Below are 19,358 nucleotides of genomic sequence, written 5' to 3' on the forward strand. Positions count from 1 at the left end.
GATATGTCCCCGATCGGAATGGGGTACCTCTTTCAGCACACTCTTATCGTTAACCGGTACTATGACAGTGGAAAGGGGACACACCTCTATTTGTAGCCGTTCTCCGTGGCAGAGGAATGTCCCCGATTCTATGGGCCGAGATATGTCCCCGTTAATTCTCACGTCTCACTTCTCAAGTCTCACTTCTCATTACGGGCGGTCTTCAAAGACCAGGCTGCCGCCCGCCGGATCGACCTTAACCAGGATACCCCCGCCGCGGGCTTTCTTTCCTTCCAGCAGGTACACCGAAAGCGGGTTCTCCAGCCGCTTCTGGATAGCCCTTTTCAGCGGCCTGGCGCCGTAAACCGGGTCGAAACCTTCTGCCGCCAGCAGCGCTTTAGCCTCCTCCGTTACCTCCAGGGATATCCCCAGTTTTTCCAGCCGCTGTTTCAGCAGGACCAACTGGATATCTACAATCCGGACGATTTCATCCCTGCCCAGGTTGTTGAAAATCACCACTTCGTCGACACGGTTCAGGAACTCCGGCCGGAAACTCGCCCTCAGCTCATCCATCACGCGGGCCTCAAGCCCCGCCCGGTTGTCGTCCTTGATTTCACGAAACCAGTGGCTCCCCAGGTTTGAAGTCATAATCACGACAGTATTCCGGAAATCCACGGTGCGTCCGTGCCCGTCTGTAAGCCGGCCGTCGTCCAGCAGCTGCAGCAGTATGTTGAACACATCGGGGTGCGCCTTCTCGATCTCGTCAAACAGAATTACCGCGTAAGGGCGGCGGCGTACAGCCTCGGTAAGCTGGCCGCCTTCCTCGTAGCCGACGTAGCCGGGAGGAGCGCCGATCAGCCGCGAGACGGTATGTTTTTCCATGTATTCACTCATGTCAAAACGCAGCATGGCCCGCTCGTCATTGAAAAGGAAGTGCGCCAGCGCTCTGGCCAGCTCGGTTTTGCCGACACCGGTGGGGCCCAGGAATATAAAGGAGCCCATCGGCCTGTTCGGGTCCGATACCCCGGCCCTGGCCCGGCGTATAGAGTCAGAAACCGCCTGCACCGCACGTTCCTGGCCGACCACCCTTTCCGTCAGGAGCCCTTCCATTTTCAACAGCTTCTGCACTTCACCCTCCAGCATCCTGGAGACCGGGACACCGGTCCATTTGGATACCACTTCCGCGATGTCTTCTTCGTCCACTTCCTCTTTCAGCATTCTATGGGCTTTCTGCAGTTCTTCCAGCTTCTCGTTGCTTTGCTGTAGGCGTCTTTCAAAATCAGGCAGCACGCCGTAGCGCAGCTCGGCCACCCTGCCCAGGTCGGTCTCACGCTCAGCCGCCTGCTCCAAAAGCCGGGTCTCTTCAATTCTTTCCTTAATCTCGCGGATGCTCTGGATGAGCTCTTTTTCTTTGCGCCAGTGCTCCTTCAACGTTTCCATGCTTGACTTGAGAGCGGCCAATTCCTCTTCCATTTTTTCCAGCCGTTCCTGGCTGGCCCTGTCCTGCTCCTTGGCCAGCGCCTGCTTTTCGATCTCAAGCTGCCTGACCCGCCTGTCTATTTCATCTATTTCAGTCGGCATGCTGTCAATTTCTATGCGCAGGCGTGAAGCCGCCTCATCAATAAGGTCTATGGCCTTGTCGGGCAGGAAGCGCTCTGAAATGTAGCGGTGTGACAGCATCGCCGCGGCGACAAGAGCGGCGTCTTTAATCCGCACCCCGTGGTGCACTTCATATTTTTCTTTCAGCCCCCTCAGGATGGCAATAGTATCCTCTACATTGGGCTCTCCCACGTAGACGGGCTGAAAACGGCGCTCCAGCGCGGCGTCTTTTTCTATATGCTTGCGGTACTCGTCCAGGGTGGTGGCTCCCACGCAGCGCAGTTCACCCCGCGCCAGCGCCGGCTTCAGCATGTTGGCCGCGTCGACGGCCCCTTCCGCGGCACCGGCGCCAACCAGGGTGTGCAGCTCGTCAATAAAAAGGACGATTTCACCCTGGGCCTCGCTAATTTCCTTCAATACCGCCTTCAGGCGGTCCTCAAACTCACCGCGGTATTTCGAGCCCGCGATCATGGCGCCAATATCCAGGCTGAGCAGGCGCTTGTTTTTTAAACTTTCGGGGACGTCGCCGCTTACAATGCGCTGGGCCAGCCCTTCCACGATGGCGGTCTTGCCCACGCCGGGCTCACCGATCAGCACAGGGTTGTTCTTGGTGCGCCGGGAAAGCACCTGGACCACCCTCCGGATTTCCTCGTCCCTGCCTATCACCGGGTCCATCTTGCCCTTGCGGGCGAGATCGGTCAGGTCCCTGGTAAAGCGGGCCAGCGACTGGTATTTGTCTTCCGGGTTCTGGTCGGTGACGCGCTGGGTACCGCGTATTTCCACCAGGATTTTGTAAACACGGTCCTGGGTTACCCCGTTGGCGCGCAGGATTTTTCCCGCTTCTCCTTCCCTGCCGGCCACCATGCCCAGCAAGATGTGCTCGGTGCTTAGATATTCGTCTTTAAGCCTCTCCGCCTCTTTCCAGGCCAGGTCGACAATTTGAGAAAGGCCCTGGGAGACGTACGCCCCGCCGGCGCCGCGGACTTTTGGCAGCCGGTCCACGGCTGCCTGGACCTGGTCCTTTAGCTTAGCTATATCGATCTCCAGTTTTTTCAGGATCTGCCTGACCAGGCCCTCGTCCTGCCGGAGCAATCCCAGCAGGAGATGTTCACCCTCCATCTGCTGGTTGCTGTATTCAGACATAATTTTTTGCGCGTCTTCTAACGCTTCCTGGGTTTTCAGGGTAAGTTTATCCAGCCTCACACAATCACTCCTTTCAATTCACATGTTTTAAGGGCCAATTTTCGGCCCGCTCTGTAAAAAACGAGGGTATTGCTATTCCCTCGCTTGCAAAATAAATATATCGCCGGGGCATTCAAGATTATTCAACCTGAATGTTTATTGCTTCTTTTTGTACAACCGTCTCTTTGGGCAGCGTTATTTCAAGGACGCCTTCCTGGTAGCCGGCCTTGATCCCGCCTTGTTTTACCAGCACGTCAACCGTGAAAGACCTGCTGAACGAACCGTAGCTGCGTTCTGTCCTTACATAGTTGACCCCTTCTTCTTTTTCCTCCTTGCTGCGTTCAGCCTGAATGGTCAGTATATTGTCATTAAAACTAATTTTTATATCTTCTTTTTTCATCCCCGGCAGTTCGGCCTTGATCAGAACCGACTCCGGAGTGTCCTTGATATCCACGGGAAATGCAAGCTGACCGGCTGGTACTCCAGGCATCCTAAAATAGCTTAAGTTATCGTCAAAAAGCTTGGAAATTGAGCCCTGCAGGCCTGCCAGTTCACGAAACGGATCCCACCTTACTATCGCCATTTAAAGAACACCTCACTTATTAATTGTAAATTTAAATAACGCCCCGGCGGCACTTTTACTGCCTTTGACTTTATTTGACCTTATTATAAAATATGGTTTTTCAACTGTCAATATCGTCCCAGTTTCTTTAAGAAAAATTTAACTTTTATTTAATATTTTCCCCCGATAGGCCTTCCCTCAGTCCGGATCTGTTTAGATTTTTAGGAAATATCCGGCGGGTACAAGCATACACTTTACTAAAAAATAGAAAGGAGGGAAATCATGAGGATTTTTAATGCTGTCATAGCCGGGCTGCTCACCGGCCTTCTCTTATATTTTCTGGCCGCTCTGGCAAGTGTGAAGGCCGCTTTCTATATTTTTGTGATCGGCACGGTACTGTTTGCCTTTCTTTTTTACCGCAGCTCACGGACAATCGGGACTATATGGACAAAAGCCTGCCTGGTAGCCGCCGTAGAATGCCTGGTTATACCCCTGGCATCCTTGATACTGCCGCTTTTTTACGGGCAGCAGACCGTGCAGACTGCCCAGCAGGGCGCCCAGGCAGCCGGTGAAGCTTTTGGCTCCACTTTGGGCGGCGGCCTGGTAAACCTGCTGACAGGGTATACCGGTTTCCTGATCGGAATTCTTCTCCTGGCCATTGCATACTTCTCTGTCAAACCAGCCAGAAGGTGCTAGATGATGTGCTTTCGTACAGCCTTGCCGGGTAACAGTTTCATATCCGGCAGAGCTTTATCTTAAATGAAATATTTATATTATTTATTGGCCCGGGATACTTTAATATGCCGGGTTTTTTACTGAGCAAAATTTGTTCTGTGCGGTCCGGCTTACAGCTCTTCATAGTTTTATACTGGTTTTTTTTTAATTTATTTGAATTATTTTCAGTTCCATGAGCAAACTATTATAGAAATTCCAGCCAGCTACCCGGAGGCTTGTAGCCGGATTAAAAGGAGGTGGATTTGTTGACGCAGTTAACGGAAATGGAACTTTTTCAACTGGGAGAACAGCTCAGGTCTGAAGCTCTGGCAATTACCAAAAACATTACGTATGCCCGTGAGTCGACCGACCCCAAACTCCAGCAAATGTACACGAGAATTGCTGAGAGACACCGGGGACATTATGAGATCTTGATGAGGAACGCGCAAAATTTTGCCCAGCAGAGGCAGTTCTAGGAGGTGTAAATATGTTTGATGATAAGGACCGTTTAACTGATGTCCTGATTACAGAGAAATATATTGCCGGCGGTTATAACCATGCGGCGCTTGAAGCGGCTAACAGCCAGCTTCTGGATTCCTTTACCGGTATTTTAAGAGATGTGCACCAGATCCAGCACGAAATTTTCCTGGAAATGAATAACCGCGGCTGGTATCAGCCCAAAACAGCAAATATGAACGAACTCAACCAGAATATTACTAAGTGGAACCAGGAGCTGCAAAAAGTGCAGAACACAGCGGCAAGGAGTACAGCGTCTCAGCAGCAGCCATACCAGGGAAATATCCCCCAGCAGCATGCTTATCAGGGGAATATTCCCCAGTATAGTTACCAGACCGGTGTGGGAATGCCGCAGCAGATGGGTATGCCTCAGCAGCAGACCATGTACCGGCCGCCGCAAAGCCCCATGATTTAATCCTAAATGGCGCCAGACCAACTGGCGCCATTTTCTTTGGCTTAAGATTCCAGGATATCGGTTTACCCCTGAAAAACAACCTTTTGCGCTGCCTTATCCATAACTCTTACCATTGAAAAAAACCATTTAACCTGCATTTTGTGCCTTTAAACTTAAAATTCTTAATTATTTAAAAAATATGATATATTATAAGAGCATTATTTGTTGACAGTCAATTAGATGCATAAATAAGGTTTACACTATTTATATTTTTGGTGGAGGGGTAGCAAATGCCGGGTAAGAAAACTGGAAGCGTGGAATCTTCACTGATCGAAAACAGAGTTTTTCATCCGTCACCTGATTTTGTGGGTAAAGCGCTTGTCAGCAGTATTGAAGAGCGCAACGAGATGTGGCGGAAGTCCATTGAAAATCCGGACGAATTCTGGGCTGAGATGGCAGAGCAAATTGATTGGTTTAAGAAATGGGATACGGTTGAAGAATATGATTTCGGGGATAATTTTTTTATCAGATATTTTGACGGCGGCAAATTAAACGCCACGTATAACTGCCTGGACCGCCATCTAAAAACCTGGCGCCGGAACAAGGCAGCACTGGTCTGGCAGGGGGAGCCGCTGGAAGAAAGCAGAACATACACTTATCTCCAGCTGCACCGTGAAGTCTGCAAATTCGCAAACGTTTTAAAAGATTTAGGGGTAGAAAAAGGAGACAGGGTAACCGTCTACCTGCCGATGATACCCGAACTTGTTATTACCTTACTGGCCTGCGCCAGGATTGGCGCTATCCACAGCGTAGTTTTCGGCGGTTTCAGCTCTGAGGCGCTGCGGGACAGGATCCTGGACGCGGGTGCGAAAACGCTGGTAACGTGTAATTATAGCTACAGGTCAGGCAAAGTGCTCCAGGTTAAGGAAACAGTCGATGAGGCGCTGCTTGACTGCCCGAAAGTAAAGAACTGCGTTGTGATCAGGAGGATCGACCGGGATTGCGAGATGAATGGTGATCGCGATCTCTGGTACCACGACCTTATGAAAAACGCCCAGGGCGCCTGTGAACCGGAGCAAATGGATGCTGAAGACCCGCTTTTCATACTTTATACCAGCGGCAGTACCGGCAAACCCAAAGGCGTGCTGCACACCACCGGCGGTTACCTGGTATATGCCAACACCACCTTCAGATATATATTCGACTACCGGGATGAGGATTTATTCTGGTGCACGGCCGATATCGGCTGGGTTACCGGGCACAGCTACATAGTCTACGGCCCTCTTTCCGCAGGCGCAACTACATTGATGTTTGAAGGCACACCCAATTATCCCGAACCGGACAGGTTCTGGGAAATCGTAGAAAAATACCGGGTAAATACCTTTTACACCGCTCCCACGGCTATTCGATCAATGATGAGAGACGGCGACCGGTGGCCGCTTAGAAGAGACCTCAGCAGTCTGCGCCTGCTTGGCTCGGTCGGCGAGCCGATTAATCCGGAGGCCTGGATGTGGTTTTACAAGGTGATCGGCAAGGAAAAATGCCCTATTGTCGATACCTGGTGGCAGACTGAAACAGGCGGCATTTTAATATCGCCCCTGCCCGGCTGCGTCCCGCTTAAGCCCGGCTCAGCCACACTGCCCTTTTTCGGAGTGGACGCGAAGGTTATTCGCCATGACGGCTCGGAAGCGGGCGTAAACGAAGGCGGGTACCTGGTCATAACGAGGCCCTGGCCCGGTATCATGCGCGGTGTCTACGGCGAGCCCAATAAATTTAAAAACACTTATTTTACCCAGTACCAGGGCTGCTATTTCACGGCCGACGGGGCCCGCAAGGACGAGGATGGTTTCTTCTGGCTGATGGGCCGTGTGGACGACGTTATCAACATATCCGGGCACCGGCTGGGGACGGCTGAAGTGGAAAGCTCGCTGGTGGCTCACCCCAAAGTGGCTGAGGCGGCTGTGGTAGGCTACCCGCACGACATCAAGGGCGAGGGTATTTACGCCTATGTTACATTAATAGAGGGGATTACCGCTACAGAAGATTTGAGAAGGGAGCTAGTCGCCATAGTACGCAAAGAGATCGGCCCGATTGCTTCGCCGGACGTGATACATTTTACCCACTCCCTGCCGAAGACCAGGAGCGGCAAGATCCTGAGGAGGATTTTAAGAAAAATCGCGGCCGGAGAAATTGAGCAGCTCGGTGACACCTCGACACTGGCTGACCCGACAGTAGTAGATACACTTTTAACCGGTAAACCTTAAAATAAAGTTCATTTTACCCGCCAACAATATTCGCATACCAACATCCATAGGAAAAGACAGGGTGACAGGGGAAGGTTCTCCTGTCACATTTAATTTTACCCGGCAGGTGACAGGTACGGTTCCCCTGTTACCCTGATAATAAAATTATTTTACCTGCCAGAATAAATAGTATATATTAACTTCTATAGACAAAATAATGGCGGGAGAAATTATGAAAAGCAAATATAAAATCGGCGTTTGCCAGATGCAGGTCGTTAAAAGCAAGGAAAAGAACATTGCCAGAGCCCGTTCCATGATCAAAGAGGCGGCGTCCGCCGGATGCAGGCTCGTGGTCCTGCCGGAGATGTTCAACTGCCCTTACAACAGCAGCCTTTTTCCGGAGTATGCGGAAAGCCACCTGGAAGGGAGCACGCTGAAAATGCTTTCGGCGGCAGCGGCAGAAGAAAACGTATACCTGGTCGGCGGCTCCATACCGGAACGCGATGGGACCACTGTCTATAACACCAGCTTTGTTTTTGGCCCCGGTGGCGAAATGCTGGCAAAACATCAAAAAATTCATCTTTTCGACGTGGACCTGCCGGACGGCCTTTCTTTTCATGAATCAAAGACGCTCGGGGCCGGTAAAAAGATTACAGTCGTTGAAACAAATCTCTGCACCCTGGGTGTGGCTGTATGCTACGACATCCGCTTTCCCGAGCTGGTCCGGTTAATGGCGCTGATGGGCGCTGAAGCAGTAATTCTCCCCGCCGCCTTCAACATGAACACCGGCCCCGCCCACTGGGAACTGCTGCTGAGGACACGCGCGGTAGACAACCAGGTCTTTCTTGTCGGCGCTTCTTCAGCCAGGGATACCGGAGCATCTTATGTGAGTTACGGCCACTCCGTTATCGTAGACCCCTGGGGCCGAATAATCGCCCAGGCTGACGAAAAGGAAACGATCCTGTACGGGGAGATAGACCTTCAGCTTTTAAACGAAACAAGAGCGGCGCTGCCCCTTTTAAAACACATGAGGCTGGATCTTTACGAGCTGAAAAGGCTCGATGACCGCTGACAATTCCTCTCAAAGACAAACGAAACCCCCTGCTTGTCCAGGGGGTTTTCAACTAAACCGATATAACTTGTTTAACTTCCGGGACTTCCTGCTTGAGCACCCGCTCAATACCCTGCTTGAGGGTTATTTTAGCGCCGGGTCAGCCACCGCAGGCCCCTTTAAGGCGAACTTTAACCAAACCGTTTTCGTCAACATCAACAAGCTCTACATCGCCGCCGTCTCTTTGAAGAAAAGGGCGCACTTTTCCAAGCGCCGCTGCAACTTTTTCTTTCACTGGTATTTGACCTCCCTTCAGCTATAATTATTATGACTGCTCATAACCGTAAGTATGTGTTATTCAAGCTTCACAGTTTAAACCTATTTTACCTGTTATAAAGTAGTATTACAATAATTTATCTTATAATTAACAGCAAAAATATAAAAATATATTATTGCCAAATATTTATAATATTGCACATAAAAAAGCCCTCACCTCTTAAGCCCATTAGAAGTGAGGGGTTTTTACACTAATTTAATTTTCGAAAACTAAACAGCAACTACTTCCTTGACTTCCGGGATCTCCTGTTTGAGCATTCTCTCGACGCCCTGTTTCAAAGTAATTTTCGCGCCCGGGCACCCGCTGCAGGCGCCTTTCAGGCGGACTTTAACCACTCCGCTGTCACTGACATCAACCAGCTCGACATCACCGCCGTCACGCTGGAGAAATGGCCGGACTTTACCCAGTACTTCCTCGACCTTTTCCTTCACAGGTTTTACCTCCTCTCAAAACACTATAGAAACAATAGATCCACTTCAAAGTTAAGCTTATTCTAGCTATTTTGACCGTCATACACAAGGGATTTTTATGTTAAAAATACAGATTATTTATCGAAAATTTTTATCCTAAACCTGCTTTTAAAAAGTATATTATATGGCTGTTAATAGAGTTACCATAAAGGTTAGCTGTTAAACGCCTGCCGGTCGGGTCATCCATATTGACTTAAGTATACCCTTCTGTTAGAATAAGTGTTGCTTATAAAAACAACTGCCGAAGTGGCGGAACTGGCAGACGCAGCGGACTCAAAATCCGCCGGGCTAACTACCCGTGTGGGTTCGACTCCCACCTTCGGCACCACTTTATTATCAAGGGTTTCAGGTTTGGGTTTAATTACCAGAAGGGTACTTAAACGCCTAATCCGTTGCGCTTGAATTAACTACAACGGATTCCTCCTCTACTACTCTGTTAGGAAAATAAGGAGTAGCGAAGGAGGATTTTTTATTTATGTCCAGAGAGAAAGTCTCTAAATAAAATCATCTAAACCTTGTATCAAATCTGTAAATAAGAGGCTGGTTAAGCGTCATCTGTTGTGTATTATGCAGTTTCTTTAAACCTGATAAAAAAGGTAGTTCCTTCCGATCCAGTCTCAATGTCTATTTTTGCGTTATGTCTAGATGCAATGCTGTAGCATACAGCCAACCCCAGGCCAGTTCCAGTATCCTTAGTAGTTAAAAAGGGAGTGCCTATCAATGTAAGAACGTCAGAATCTATTCCTTTACCGTTATCCTGTACCGATAAAACCACTGCATTTTCATCCGAATATGTTCGTATTATTATAGTCCCTCCTGGGGACATTGCTTCTAGTCCGTTACGAACAATATTAAGGATTAACTGTTTAATCTCATTTTTGTCAATCTTAATATGTGGAATCTCACCAAGTTCCAATCTAATATCCTTATCCTGTTTCATGGCATCTGCCTGAAGCATAGGAAAAATAGTCCTGATTTTCTTGTTTAGGCTTTGTATTTTTAATTCAACAGCCTTATTTTTTGCAAGATTTAGAAACTCCGTGATAATCAAGTTAACTCTGTCCAGTTCTTCTATCATTAAATCCAGATGATCCTTATCCTGATTATACCGTTCTTTTTCTTTAAATAACTGTAGGAATCCTTTAACGGTGGTCATCGGGTTCCTGATTTCATGGCCGATACCGGCTGCCAATTGTCCTACAAGGTCTAGTTGATCCAAACGCAAGAATTTGTTTTTGAAATTCGCTATATTTTCATTCGCTTCATGAAGTAAGTCTTCAGAAATTTTTAATGCATCTTCTGCCTTTTTACGCAATTCCTCAGAAAGTCTTATTAAATTCTCATCGTGTTTTTTACTCTTAATCCTTCGTTCTTCAGATAGTATTAATGCTTGGTTAGTATGTTTATATAGTTCATTAGACAACCTAAGAGCTTCTTCTGAACTATTATGCTCAGAGATTCTTCTGTTTTCAGATACAGTCAATGCCTCTTCCGAACATCTAAAAAGTATATCAGTATTTATTAACGCTTCTTCAGCCTGATCTAGGATTGATTTTTGTATTTCAAAGTCAGTAAGTGTTTTATCTAACTGGTTACGCAATAATACCAACTGTTCTTTTAGTTGATGATTTGTCATTTCTTCATAAACCATCCTTTACCCCCTATCCATATATTGGATATGAGGAAATAACTTTTCAGAGAAATTTATATAAGGTTAGACAATTATTGAAAATTCACCTTTAGTTATTTTGTCGAATCTTGATAGAATCAGGTGATTTCGTATTTATTTTTAATTAAACTTAAAGTACTTTTATATATACGTAGAACTTATTACCCATTCAAAAAACCACAACCGTATTCTACTTTTTTGATTTAGTGAGTTCATTCCGGTCTTCCATTTGTGGAGGTTCTTCAAGCCAATTATGTTTAATCATCAATTGCCCTCCTTTGGAGGCAAATTGATAAGTATCCATTGCAATTTCCATAAGTCTCTTAGGAAGGTCGCTACGAAGGCTTAAAGACGTACCTATGGCATTGGCACCTAAGGCAAAACTTGACAACAAAGTTGAGCAGAACATCATCATTTTATCAGAGAATGGTGGTGCAGTTGAATCGGTTGCCCTTCCAGCCCATGTACTAGGAGCTTGTATATCGCTTTCCTGCATGATTTGAGTTATGTTTGATACTATTTTCTTAGCAAGTTCCTTGCCTTCAATGAAATAATCCCGTACTTCGCTTTCCTTTGCACCTTGAGCAAATCCTGTCATGAGTTGTGTACCCATAACATTTGATTCTAAAGCATTATAAATATGTGCTATTTCTACAGTGTTCAAAGATCGCTTACTGCCGAACAGCTTTACACCCTTCATATAAGTTTTCTGCTCAATGAATTCTGCCTCTTTAGGCATGGACACATAGGGGGGTCTTGCCAATATACCTTTTTTGAGAAGAAAGCGATTACACTTATCATAAGTTTCCTTCGGTACGTCTGTACAGCGTTTATAGAAGTCAACTATATCACTTCTATATGACATTCCTTGATGCAGTGCATTAAATCCCAGAGAAAGTTTCATCAGTAAACGCAGAAATAATATGTCAAAGTAGTTATCCCACAGAGGCGGAGCATCCTTGTGTACGTCATTAGATGTAAAAGCTATAGGTATTGCGGCTCCTTCATTTTTAAATATCTGTTCGATTTCATTGGAATATTTTATATTACTGTTGTAATAATATGACATGATATCCTTTGCATCTTTATCGTTTTCCTTTTCAATAAAGTAATCCAGCATCCGCAATAGCAATTTATTTTTTAGATATGTCATCCACAATGTACCCAGTTCACTTGATGTAATCGGTGTATTATTTGCCACAGTTCTGTCCTCCAATTAGTCTTATCAATGGGTATATTTTTTTCTAAAATAGCGTTTTTATTCATACTCTAAAATGAACCAGGAGCATAGAGGAATGGGAGCTAAGGGGATTGCACCCCGCCACTTATTACAGAGGCTAGAATACTATGTCTACAAACACAGGATAATTATGGAAGAACATCTTGATAGATATTATTGCCAGATTAGGTTGTCCATCATATTAACGGAAATAAACAAGATAATCTTTTAAAAAGCCGTTCCTTAAAAGGAGCGGCTTTTGGGGGTTGATGCGGGTTTAATAAAGGACTTGGTGGTGGCCAGCGAAAAAACAATCAGGGCCGCCCAGATTAAAGAAAATGAAACCAGGTGGACCGCTGTAAATGATTCATTGTAAAGGAAAATTCCCAGAAGCAGTGAAATAGTCGGTGAAAGATACTGCAAAAACCCTACTGCGTACAACGGCAGGCGGTTGGCGCCTCCCGCAAATAAAAGAAGCGGCGCGGCGGTTACAATTCCTGCTCCCACTGTCAATAAAGTAATAAGAGAAAAACCGAAACTAAAAACTAAAGTCCCGCTTTTATAAGCGTAGATTAAAAAGGCTAAAGCAAGCGGGGTAATGAGCATGGTCTCCATGGTGAGGCCGTTTATGGCGTCAAGGCAAACGATTTTTTTAAACAGCCCGTACATACCGAAACTGACTGCCAGTGCTAAGGACACCCAGGGTACGGACCCAAAGCTGACCGCCATGTTTAACACACCAACCAGGGCAAGCAGAAAGGATACTATTTGCCATAATGAAAGCCTTTCTTTCAAAAAGACAATCCCTAACAATACACTGACCAGGGGGTTGATATAATACCCCAGGCTGGTTTCCACAATCCGCCCGTTGTTCACAGCCCAAATGTAAAGATACCAGTTAATACTGATGAGTACAGAAGCTGTAAACAATCCCGCCAATTGTTTTGGTCTAGCCATAACTCCGCGCAGTTCGCGTAAAAAACCCCTGAACCTGCCGGTAAAAGTTAAAACCAGCACCAAAAACAAAAAACACCATAGAATCCGGTGGGCGATAATTTGGTCGGAAGGAACACTAATAATCGATTTCCAGTAAACCGGCAGGATGCCCCACAACAGAAAAGCCCCTGCGGCTGAAGCGGTCCCAATCACGTATTCATTTGTATTTTTCAGTTTCAAAATGCTACCTCAAATGCTGTTAAAATAAAATATATTCTATTATGAATTGCAAAATAATGCAATAACGCAGCAGAATTGAAAGATCTCTTATGTTTTGATATAGGCTATAATTCTGTAAAACAAATTGACTTCCATAACACGGCATTGCTATAATTGCCCCAACGAAACACCAATAAATAAATGCGAGGCAAAGGTAATGGAATCAGCCCGTGTAAATAATTTTACAATCATTGTTGAAAAGCAGTTCCCGAAAGATATCGTCAAGGCAAGTTTCCCCCTGCGGTATGGCAAGCACTCGGTGATAAAGACGCCGGAATACGAATTCCTGTTTAATTTAAACGGGGAAATCAAGTTCATCCGCGGCCTGAATTTAAAAAACTGGCCGCACCTGGCCGAACAGCTGAAACGTACTGACGGCAATGACTGGGTTTTTTATTCGGTCGGCGATGACAGCAGCGACAAGGGCGTTATCAACTGGATGGGCGAATACTACCTGCCCTGTTTGCCGTACCCGAGCAATTCAGTTTGGGAAATCAGTTATTTTTCAAACCCAAACGCAATGAGTGCCCTGGCGGCACTGTCCCAGCTGTACGCTAACCTTTTCGGAGTGCGAAGGGACGGGCTGTCTCCCACGGTAAGGGCTTTTATTGACCTCGTCGTTGATAATGATGAAGGCGTTTTGCACGAAAAATCGAAGAAATTGTTTTCGATTATAGGCGGGCGGGTTTCAGTACTACCCCCGGATACTCGCCATGTCGACTATGAAGTCATACCGCTAATGATAGCGGACGGCTGCCTGTATCACTGCAAATTCTGCTGTGTCAAAACGGGAGAGCAATATAAGGTTCGTTCCAAGGAAGAAATAATGGAACAGATTAAACAGTTGAAGGATTTTTACGGCCGCAACATTGAGAATTATAACGCTTTGTTTTTAGGAAATCACGACGCTCTAGCGGCTGGGGAAGAACTAATCTGCATGGCCGCCGCCGCATCCTTTGAGGCTTTCGGCTTTGATAATTCGGATTCGAGGGTTCCCAAACAGTTCATGTTCGGCAGCGTGGACTCCCTGCTCAAGTCAGGCAGCGGACTGTTCGAAAAACTTAACAGCCTGCCGTTTTACACATATATCAACATCGGGCTGGAGTCTGTCGACGCGCCGACCCTGTCATATATTCATAAACCAGTTGACACACCAAAGGTCCGAGATGCTTTCCAGAAGATGCTGGACATCAATTCTGCCTATGCCAATATTGAGATTACAGCAAATTTCCTACTTGGAGAACCGCTTTCACCAGATCACTACCAGTCCCTGGCCAAACTCCTGCATGTTGTACCCACCGCTTCCCGCGGCAAAGGAGCTATTTACTTGTCGCCTTTGATGGACAGCCCCAAAAAGCGCGAGCTGCTGCCAAAATTCCTTGAAATAAAGAAGCAGAGCCGGCTGCCTGTTTACATTTATTTAATCCAGCGGTTGTAAAGGCCCCAGGGTCTTTTTTATGACTTATGTAATAGCTCAATACAAAACATATAACACGCAGGTTTTTGGGATAGACTATGAATAATACATTTTAGATCGGCGGTTACAGTTAGTCGCCGAATTTTTTAGTTGGATAATCTATGAAAGGCGGCTTTAGATATTGTCAAGACAAATATTCATTACAGAAAAAGATAGGATAAGATTGCAGAAACTTATAAATGAGGCTAAAGAATTTCACCCGGGCAGCAAAGAATACTTGATTAACCTTGAACAGGAACTTAACCGGGCTCAATTAGTAGATTCAAAAAACATTCCACATGATGTGATTACCATGAATTCAAAGGTATTGTTAAAGGATTTGGACTCTGGGGAAGAAATGATTTACACGCTGGTTTACCCTCATGAGGCAAATTTACTGGAAAATAAAATTTCTGTTCTGGCCCCTGTGGGTACGGCAATCATAGGTTTACGCGAGAAAGATATCATCGACTGGGAAATACCTGATGGCATAATCAAGCTGAAAGCAGAAAAGATCCTTTATCAACCGGAAGCAGCAGGTGATTTCAACCTGTAAATCATGCGGGGGCGAAGGAAAGGGGACACACAGAACTCAGTTCGTAGCCGGGCTCTAGTTCCGGGGCGTGGATCAGGTTCTGAAATGTCCCCAACCTACTGCTACTGTGCTTTTTTGAAAGACAAAGGCACCAGTGAAGGGTTTTTACCCTGCAGGATGTTCTCCATCCTCTCTTTCACCGTCTCGTTAAATTCAGGGTGCGTTAAGATATAAAACTGATCTTCCTTTATAGCTGTAAAGACGAGGTCCGCCACCTGGTCGGGAGAGAGCACTTTAAAATTGTTCTTCTCGAGGTAATTCCACGCGCCTTCTTCAGCTTCCCGAGGCATCGGCTGCATATTTGCAGCAGCCTGGAACTCCGCCGGCAGATTTCGAGTGGCGCTTAGTATCCGTGTCCGGACAAACCCGGGGCAGAGGACAGATGTCTTTATTTTCGAGCCCCGCTCTCCCAGCGACCGGTAGAGGTTTTCCGACAGTGCCACTACCGCGTGCTTGGTCACGTGGTAGCTCGCGCCGGGGTGGTACGGCGTCAGCCCCGCGATGGAGGCTGTGTTGACGATATGGCATTCCGTGTCCTGGGCCAGCATGATCGGCACGAAAGTGCGGATGCCGTTGATGGCGCCCCAGATATTAACGCCTACGGCCCATTCCCAGGCCGGCAGGCTGCACTCCCAAATAGAGCCGTCCGCGGCCACCCCGGCGTTATTGCACAGGATATGGACTGCGCCATAGGTATCGAGCGCCTTTTTGGCCAGGGCCTCGACCTGGTTCGCCTTAGAAACGTCGGTAATCATCGCTGACAAGGTACCGCCCATCGATTTCAATTCATCTTCAGCCCGGCGCAGGGCGCTTTCTTCAACGTCGGCGATGACGATCCGCATACCCTCCCGGACGCAGCGCCTGGCTATGCCCAGCCCGATGCCGCTGGCGCCGCCCGTAATAACAGCGACTTTATCTTTAAACTCCTTCATTTTTTACCCCTCCCCCATAATTTAAACCATATACAAATCTGGACTGGCCCTGAACGAATACTTTTAAAGCCGCAGGCCTGCCCTGTCGATGGCCCCGTTTAGAAAAAGGTCTGTCATCCTGTTGATCATATCGGTTAAAGACATTTCCGGATAAGACAGCCAGGCTGTCATAACCAGTGCGTTTTGCCAGTCCAGGTAGATTGCCAGGGTCTCGGCCGGTATGTCCCGCCTGATTTCCCCTTTCTCCTGTCCCATGCTGATAATACTCTGCAAAATATTCCCGTAGCCGCTCCGCGCCTCCTGGTTCCTGGCGGTGTCAAGCAGAGTTTGGATCATGTAAGTCATATACCTTTTTATAACATCTTCATTCAGGCTGTTTTGGAACCATTCGTTGGTAAGGCTGAACAAGGCGGCCAAACGGTCGCGGGTATCCGGCAGCGCTTCCACTTTCCTGACTATTTCAGGCCCCGCCTCTCTCAGCTTCGTCTGCACATGGGCGAGGACAATAGCTTCCTTGACAGGAAAATGGTTAAATATAGTTCCCTTCGCCACGTCCGCCGCCTCCGCTATCTGCTCCACCGTGGTCTCTTCAAATCCCTGTTTGTTAAACAGGTCAACTGCCGTTGAGATAATTTTTTTTCTGGTCTCTTCTTTTTTTCTTTCGATCCTGTTTCCTTTAACCGGCTCCATTTTATCACCTCCTGTAGCCGGTATATTATTATACCAGGTATATCACTGTACTAAGTTCAATTTACCACTTACTGAGATTATTGACAAGTAGAAAATGAAAATTTTTCAGAGTGCCGACAACTACCTTTATAAAATTTTAAGGGTTTGAAACCACCTGCTTCACTGTGCAGCGTCGAAACAAGGAATGGGGACACACCTCCGCTTCTGCAACACTATATCGTTAAAAGTTACCAGACAGCGGAAAAGGGACACACCTCGTACAGACGAATGCGAGCATTTCTGCATGCTGAGGAATGTCCCCGATATAAAAAAGAGCAGGGAACAAGTCCTGCCTTTTGCTGGGAAATATGTATAATTCGAATTTCTGTCGTTAGGTGACACCAGACAGTGGAAAGGGGTCCCATCTCCGTTTCTGCAACATCATATCGGTAAAAGGTTACCAGACAGTGGAAAGTGAGACATCTAAACAGACGAATGGGGACACACCTCCGCTTCTTTGAGGCCGGAGAAATGTCCCCAAATATATATTACTGACATCAGACGTCTGACGACTGACGACCGACTTTACCGGCCTTTTTTAGCCGCTGGTTTGCCTTTCTGAGCCGGCTTCCCGGCAGTATTCCGCCCTGAGGTAATTTTTTGCCTGTCAGGGCTGTCCTCTTTTGCAACCGCGCCCGCCTGGGCTGCTTTCTTTAAACTGATATACTTGTAGTATACATAAACAAACATGGCATAGAGCGGAACAGTTAAGGCAATCTTGTACGTGCTTGAAATCCAGGGAAGCGAATACATAATGATGCCGAGCACGGTCACAACCAGCGCATACCAGCGCCATCTTGTTATTTCAGTATTTTTTGCGTCCTTCACACTTTACCCCCCACAATATATTTCAATTAAACCAAATATCTTTATATAATTGAAACTTTTATACAGCCTTTTGAATACTCTATCTAACAAAACGCAAGATAACAGGAGGTACACTAATGTCCTGCAGTGCTTCACGATCAGGATTACTGGAATTAATCTTTTTCTTCTTGTTAGTTCTTGTAATTATGATCGTATTCAGTTAGTTCTTTTCAATATTTGCGCCCAGTTCATAATTCAGCTTAAATACCACCTGGCAAATCGCTATTTTTTCTTTAACCATCCCAGGCTGAACGGTATGATTTTTGGCACCTCCATCTCTGATTCGAGGAAATAGAGCAGTCTGTTGCAGGCGCTGCAAAAGTACAGATCTTTTTTTTCACCGGATATGGTCATAAGCTCCTCGCCGCAAGTACATTTAGCTTCTTTTTTTTCAGTTACCCTGGACTTTCTGGATTTAAATTTATCGAGCAAAGCTGCCATATTCCTCACCTGCTTATAAAATGTAGTATTTTAGTAAAAATCAGTTTTTATTATACCACGTTAAAAATGAAAAAATAATACTAACTGTCGCAGTTTGTTTAATTAGCAGATAATAATTCCACATATTACCGTTATTATGTGTTTAATGAAATAAATGTTAAATAAAAGGACATACTATATATACTATTTTAAATCTATAATTATTTGACTATTCTTTACATTTAATTTATAATTCTATTATAAAATCAAAGGAGTGTTATTATGTCGTTTGAAGTTTATAAGCCTCGCTTCGAGAAAGAAGCCACGGTGGCTATTTCCAAAAACCATCTTACCCTAAACAAAAAGCTTGTCGATAAGTTCGACACCGAATATGTCGAGCTTGCTTTTGACAAGGACACAAAAACCATAAGAATTAAGGCCTCCGATAGTGAAAACGGGCTTATTCTTAATAAAAACAAGATAGGTGCCAGGGGCTTTTTTAAACATTTTAATATTCAACAAAAAGGTAAATACAACGCGATTTATAATGAAGATGAAAATGCAGTTTATGTAAAGTATTAAAAAACAATATAATTACATATATATTTAATAATAAGCAGGGTTTTTAAACCCTGCTTATTATTTTTGTTAATTAATAACTGGTTAATGTATATTTAAATTAGTTTTAAGGCTGTTTTGCAGAATTCCAAGCAGTTGAAGTAATTGGGCGCTGCTTTCCTGAAACATAACCTGCTCAGCCACTTTACTGGACAACCCCTCCATACCCTGCCCGACATCGCGCACCAGGAGCGCCTTGGGCCTGAACCTGCCCATTTTATCCATACCAGCGACAATTCCTTCTTCGATTAGGCGCCAGTCTGTCATCAGGACCAGGTTGCTCCTTTTTGTTATCACCGGGAGGTATTCCCACATATCCAGGGTAAAACCTATGGAGACCACGTCTTCCCCTTCCCATCCTATCTTCAGGGTAACCATATATTCATTATGCCTGACCGATGTCAATTCCCAGTTAAACCAGTAGTCGATCTCTTCACCCTCGTGAAAACGCTTATATAAAACAGACAAGTCCTGATCCAGCGACGGGACGACCATAATCACAGCCTGTTCTGTTTCTCCTATGAATTCGGGGAAGGCCACTTCTTTGTCCATACCTTTTGACCCCCATTAGTTTATTACTGTGCCCGCTGC

At 46.1% G+C, this 19,358-nt stretch carries 20 protein-coding genes and 1 tRNA gene; 9 read left to right on the forward strand and 12 right to left on the reverse strand.

Annotated elements, in window-relative coordinates:
• Positions 1–189: 189 nt before the first annotated feature.
• Positions 190–2,781 (reverse strand): ATP-dependent chaperone ClpB, encoded by a 2,592-nt coding sequence (gene clpB, locus ACOBQJ_RS07310; protein WP_421071083.1) that lies wholly within the window; start codon positions 2,779–2,781, stop codon positions 190–192.
• 118 nt (positions 2,782–2,899) lie between these two features.
• Positions 2,900–3,343 (reverse strand): Hsp20/alpha crystallin family protein, encoded by a 444-nt coding sequence (locus tag ACOBQJ_RS07315; RefSeq protein ID WP_421071084.1) that lies wholly within the window; start codon positions 3,341–3,343, stop codon positions 2,900–2,902.
• A gap of 261 nt (positions 3,344–3,604) precedes the next feature.
• On the opposite strand from ACOBQJ_RS07315, the gene ACOBQJ_RS07320 reads away from it, so the two are divergent.
• The 5 genes from ACOBQJ_RS07320 to ACOBQJ_RS07340 all read left to right on the forward strand — a co-directional run bounded on the left by ACOBQJ_RS07320 (position 3,605) and on the right by ACOBQJ_RS07340 (position 8,261).
• A complete protein-coding gene (locus ACOBQJ_RS07320) occupies positions 3,605–4,018 on the forward strand; it encodes a hypothetical protein (RefSeq protein WP_421071085.1) in 414 nt (137 codons plus the stop codon).
• 284 nt (positions 4,019–4,302) lie between these two features.
• Positions 4,303–4,512 carry a spore coat protein gene (locus tag ACOBQJ_RS07325; RefSeq protein WP_421071086.1) on the forward strand — a complete coding sequence of 70 codons (210 nt, stop codon included), beginning with the start codon at positions 4,303–4,305 and terminating at the stop codon, positions 4,510–4,512.
• Between the two features lie 11 nt (positions 4,513–4,523).
• Positions 4,524–4,967, forward strand: a complete 444-nt coding sequence (locus ACOBQJ_RS07330) for a spore coat protein (protein ID WP_421071087.1) — start codon at positions 4,524–4,526, stop codon at positions 4,965–4,967.
• A gap of 269 nt (positions 4,968–5,236) precedes the next feature.
• Positions 5,237–7,210 (forward strand): acetate--CoA ligase, encoded by a 1,974-nt coding sequence (gene acs, locus ACOBQJ_RS07335; protein ID WP_421071088.1) that lies wholly within the window; start codon positions 5,237–5,239, stop codon positions 7,208–7,210.
• A 211-nt stretch (positions 7,211–7,421) separates the two neighbouring features.
• A complete protein-coding gene (locus ACOBQJ_RS07340; RefSeq protein WP_421071089.1) occupies positions 7,422–8,261 on the forward strand; it encodes a carbon-nitrogen hydrolase family protein in 840 nt (279 codons plus the stop codon).
• Positions 8,262–8,313: 52 nt separating this feature from the next.
• On the opposite strand, the gene ACOBQJ_RS07345 is transcribed toward ACOBQJ_RS07340, so the two are convergent.
• Both ACOBQJ_RS07345 and ACOBQJ_RS07350 read right to left on the reverse strand, forming a co-directional pair.
• Positions 8,314–8,535, reverse strand: a complete 222-nt coding sequence (locus ACOBQJ_RS07345) for a NifU family protein (RefSeq protein WP_421071090.1) — start codon at positions 8,533–8,535, stop codon at positions 8,314–8,316.
• Positions 8,536–8,786: 251 nt separating this feature from the next.
• Positions 8,787–9,008 (reverse strand): NifU family protein, encoded by a 222-nt coding sequence (locus ACOBQJ_RS07350; protein ID WP_421071091.1) that lies wholly within the window; start codon positions 9,006–9,008, stop codon positions 8,787–8,789.
• 279 nt (positions 9,009–9,287) lie between these two features.
• Here ACOBQJ_RS07350 and ACOBQJ_RS07355 point away from each other — a divergent pair.
• Positions 9,288–9,375 (forward strand) — tRNA-Leu (locus ACOBQJ_RS07355).
• 237 nt (positions 9,376–9,612) lie between these two features.
• On the opposite strand, the gene ACOBQJ_RS07360 is transcribed toward ACOBQJ_RS07355, so the two are convergent.
• The 3 genes from ACOBQJ_RS07360 to rarD form a co-directional block, all read right to left on the reverse strand.
• A complete protein-coding gene (locus tag ACOBQJ_RS07360; protein WP_421071092.1) occupies positions 9,613–10,698 on the reverse strand; it encodes an ATP-binding protein in 1,086 nt (361 codons plus the stop codon).
• Positions 10,699–10,906: 208 nt separating this feature from the next.
• A complete protein-coding gene (locus ACOBQJ_RS07365; RefSeq protein ID WP_421071093.1) occupies positions 10,907–11,917 on the reverse strand; it encodes a DUF3231 family protein in 1,011 nt (336 codons plus the stop codon).
• Between the two features lie 261 nt (positions 11,918–12,178).
• The gene (gene rarD, locus ACOBQJ_RS07370) at positions 12,179–13,111 is read right to left on the reverse strand and encodes an EamA family transporter RarD (protein ID WP_421071094.1); all 933 of its coding nucleotides are present in this window, start codon (positions 13,109–13,111) and stop codon (positions 12,179–12,181) included.
• Positions 13,112–13,307: 196 nt separating this feature from the next.
• On the opposite strand from rarD, the gene ACOBQJ_RS07375 reads away from it, so the two are divergent.
• Together ACOBQJ_RS07375 and rnk are read left to right on the forward strand one after the other, a co-directional pair.
• Positions 13,308–14,588, forward strand: a complete 1,281-nt coding sequence (locus ACOBQJ_RS07375) for a radical SAM protein (protein ID WP_421071095.1) — start codon at positions 13,308–13,310, stop codon at positions 14,586–14,588.
• 160 nt (positions 14,589–14,748) lie between these two features.
• Positions 14,749–15,162, forward strand: a complete 414-nt coding sequence (gene rnk / locus ACOBQJ_RS07380) for a nucleoside diphosphate kinase regulator (RefSeq protein WP_421071096.1) — start codon at positions 14,749–14,751, stop codon at positions 15,160–15,162.
• 101 nt (positions 15,163–15,263) lie between these two features.
• Here the strand turns inward: rnk and ACOBQJ_RS07385 are convergent, their stop codons facing one another.
• The 4 genes from ACOBQJ_RS07385 to ACOBQJ_RS07400 all read right to left on the reverse strand — a co-directional run bounded on the left by ACOBQJ_RS07385 (position 15,264) and on the right by ACOBQJ_RS07400 (position 18,170).
• Positions 15,264–16,133, reverse strand: a complete 870-nt coding sequence (locus tag ACOBQJ_RS07385) for an SDR family NAD(P)-dependent oxidoreductase (RefSeq protein ID WP_421071097.1) — start codon at positions 16,131–16,133, stop codon at positions 15,264–15,266.
• 63 nt (positions 16,134–16,196) lie between these two features.
• Positions 16,197–16,823, reverse strand: coding sequence for a TetR/AcrR family transcriptional regulator (locus ACOBQJ_RS07390; protein ID WP_421071098.1), 627 nt, complete (start codon positions 16,821–16,823; stop codon positions 16,197–16,199).
• Between the two features lie 564 nt (positions 16,824–17,387).
• The gene (locus ACOBQJ_RS07395) at positions 17,388–17,690 is read right to left on the reverse strand and encodes a hypothetical protein (RefSeq protein ID WP_421071099.1); all 303 of its coding nucleotides are present in this window, start codon (positions 17,688–17,690) and stop codon (positions 17,388–17,390) included.
• A gap of 261 nt (positions 17,691–17,951) precedes the next feature.
• A complete protein-coding gene (locus ACOBQJ_RS07400) occupies positions 17,952–18,170 on the reverse strand; it encodes a hypothetical protein (RefSeq protein WP_421071100.1) in 219 nt (72 codons plus the stop codon).
• Between the two features lie 261 nt (positions 18,171–18,431).
• Here ACOBQJ_RS07400 and ACOBQJ_RS07405 point away from each other — a divergent pair, with 261 nt between their 5' ends.
• Positions 18,432–18,731, forward strand: a complete 300-nt coding sequence (locus tag ACOBQJ_RS07405) for a hypothetical protein (protein ID WP_421071101.1) — start codon at positions 18,432–18,434, stop codon at positions 18,729–18,731.
• 81 nt (positions 18,732–18,812) lie between these two features.
• Here ACOBQJ_RS07405 and ACOBQJ_RS07410 read toward each other — a convergent pair whose 3' ends face one another.
• Positions 18,813–19,319 carry a hypothetical protein gene (locus tag ACOBQJ_RS07410; protein ID WP_421071102.1) on the reverse strand — a complete coding sequence of 169 codons (507 nt, stop codon included), beginning with the start codon at positions 19,317–19,319 and terminating at the stop codon, positions 18,813–18,815.
• Positions 19,320–19,358 lie beyond the last annotated feature (39 nt).

Origin of the sequence: Pelotomaculum propionicicum, assembly GCF_048984525.1 — a bacterium.
GTDB lineage: Bacteria > Bacillota > Desulfotomaculia > Desulfotomaculales > Pelotomaculaceae > Syntrophopropionicum > Syntrophopropionicum propionicicum_A.

Bases quoted from the DNA above. Each gene is read 5' to 3' on its own strand.
- ACOBQJ_RS07315 (WP_421071084.1), bottom strand. From the start codon at position 3,343: ATGGCGATAGTAAGGTGGGATCCGTTTCGTGAACTGGCAGGCCTGCAG.
- ACOBQJ_RS07320 (WP_421071085.1), top strand. From the start codon at position 3,605: ATGAGGATTTTTAATGCTGTCATAGCCGGGCTGCTCACCGGCCTTCTC.
- ACOBQJ_RS07330 (WP_421071087.1), top strand. From the start codon at position 4,524: ATGTTTGATGATAAGGACCGTTTAACTGATGTCCTGATTACAGAGAAA.
- acs (WP_421071088.1), top strand. From the start codon at position 5,237: ATGCCGGGTAAGAAAACTGGAAGCGTGGAATCTTCACTGATCGAAAAC.
- ACOBQJ_RS07340 (WP_421071089.1), top strand. From the start codon at position 7,422: ATGAAAAGCAAATATAAAATCGGCGTTTGCCAGATGCAGGTCGTTAAA.
- ACOBQJ_RS07360 (WP_421071092.1), bottom strand. From the start codon at position 10,698: ATGGTTTATGAAGAAATGACAAATCATCAACTAAAAGAACAGTTGGTA.
- ACOBQJ_RS07375 (WP_421071095.1), top strand. From the start codon at position 13,308: ATGGAATCAGCCCGTGTAAATAATTTTACAATCATTGTTGAAAAGCAG.
- ACOBQJ_RS07385 (WP_421071097.1), bottom strand. From the start codon at position 16,133: ATGAAGGAGTTTAAAGATAAAGTCGCTGTTATTACGGGCGGCGCCAGC.
- ACOBQJ_RS07390 (WP_421071098.1), bottom strand. From the start codon at position 16,823: ATGGAGCCGGTTAAAGGAAACAGGATCGAAAGAAAAAAAGAAGAGACC.
- ACOBQJ_RS07400 (WP_421071100.1), bottom strand. From the start codon at position 18,170: ATGGCAGCTTTGCTCGATAAATTTAAATCCAGAAAGTCCAGGGTAACT.
- ACOBQJ_RS07405 (WP_421071101.1), top strand. From the start codon at position 18,432: ATGTCGTTTGAAGTTTATAAGCCTCGCTTCGAGAAAGAAGCCACGGTG.
- ACOBQJ_RS07410 (WP_421071102.1), bottom strand. From the start codon at position 19,319: ATGGACAAAGAAGTGGCCTTCCCCGAATTCATAGGAGAAACAGAACAG.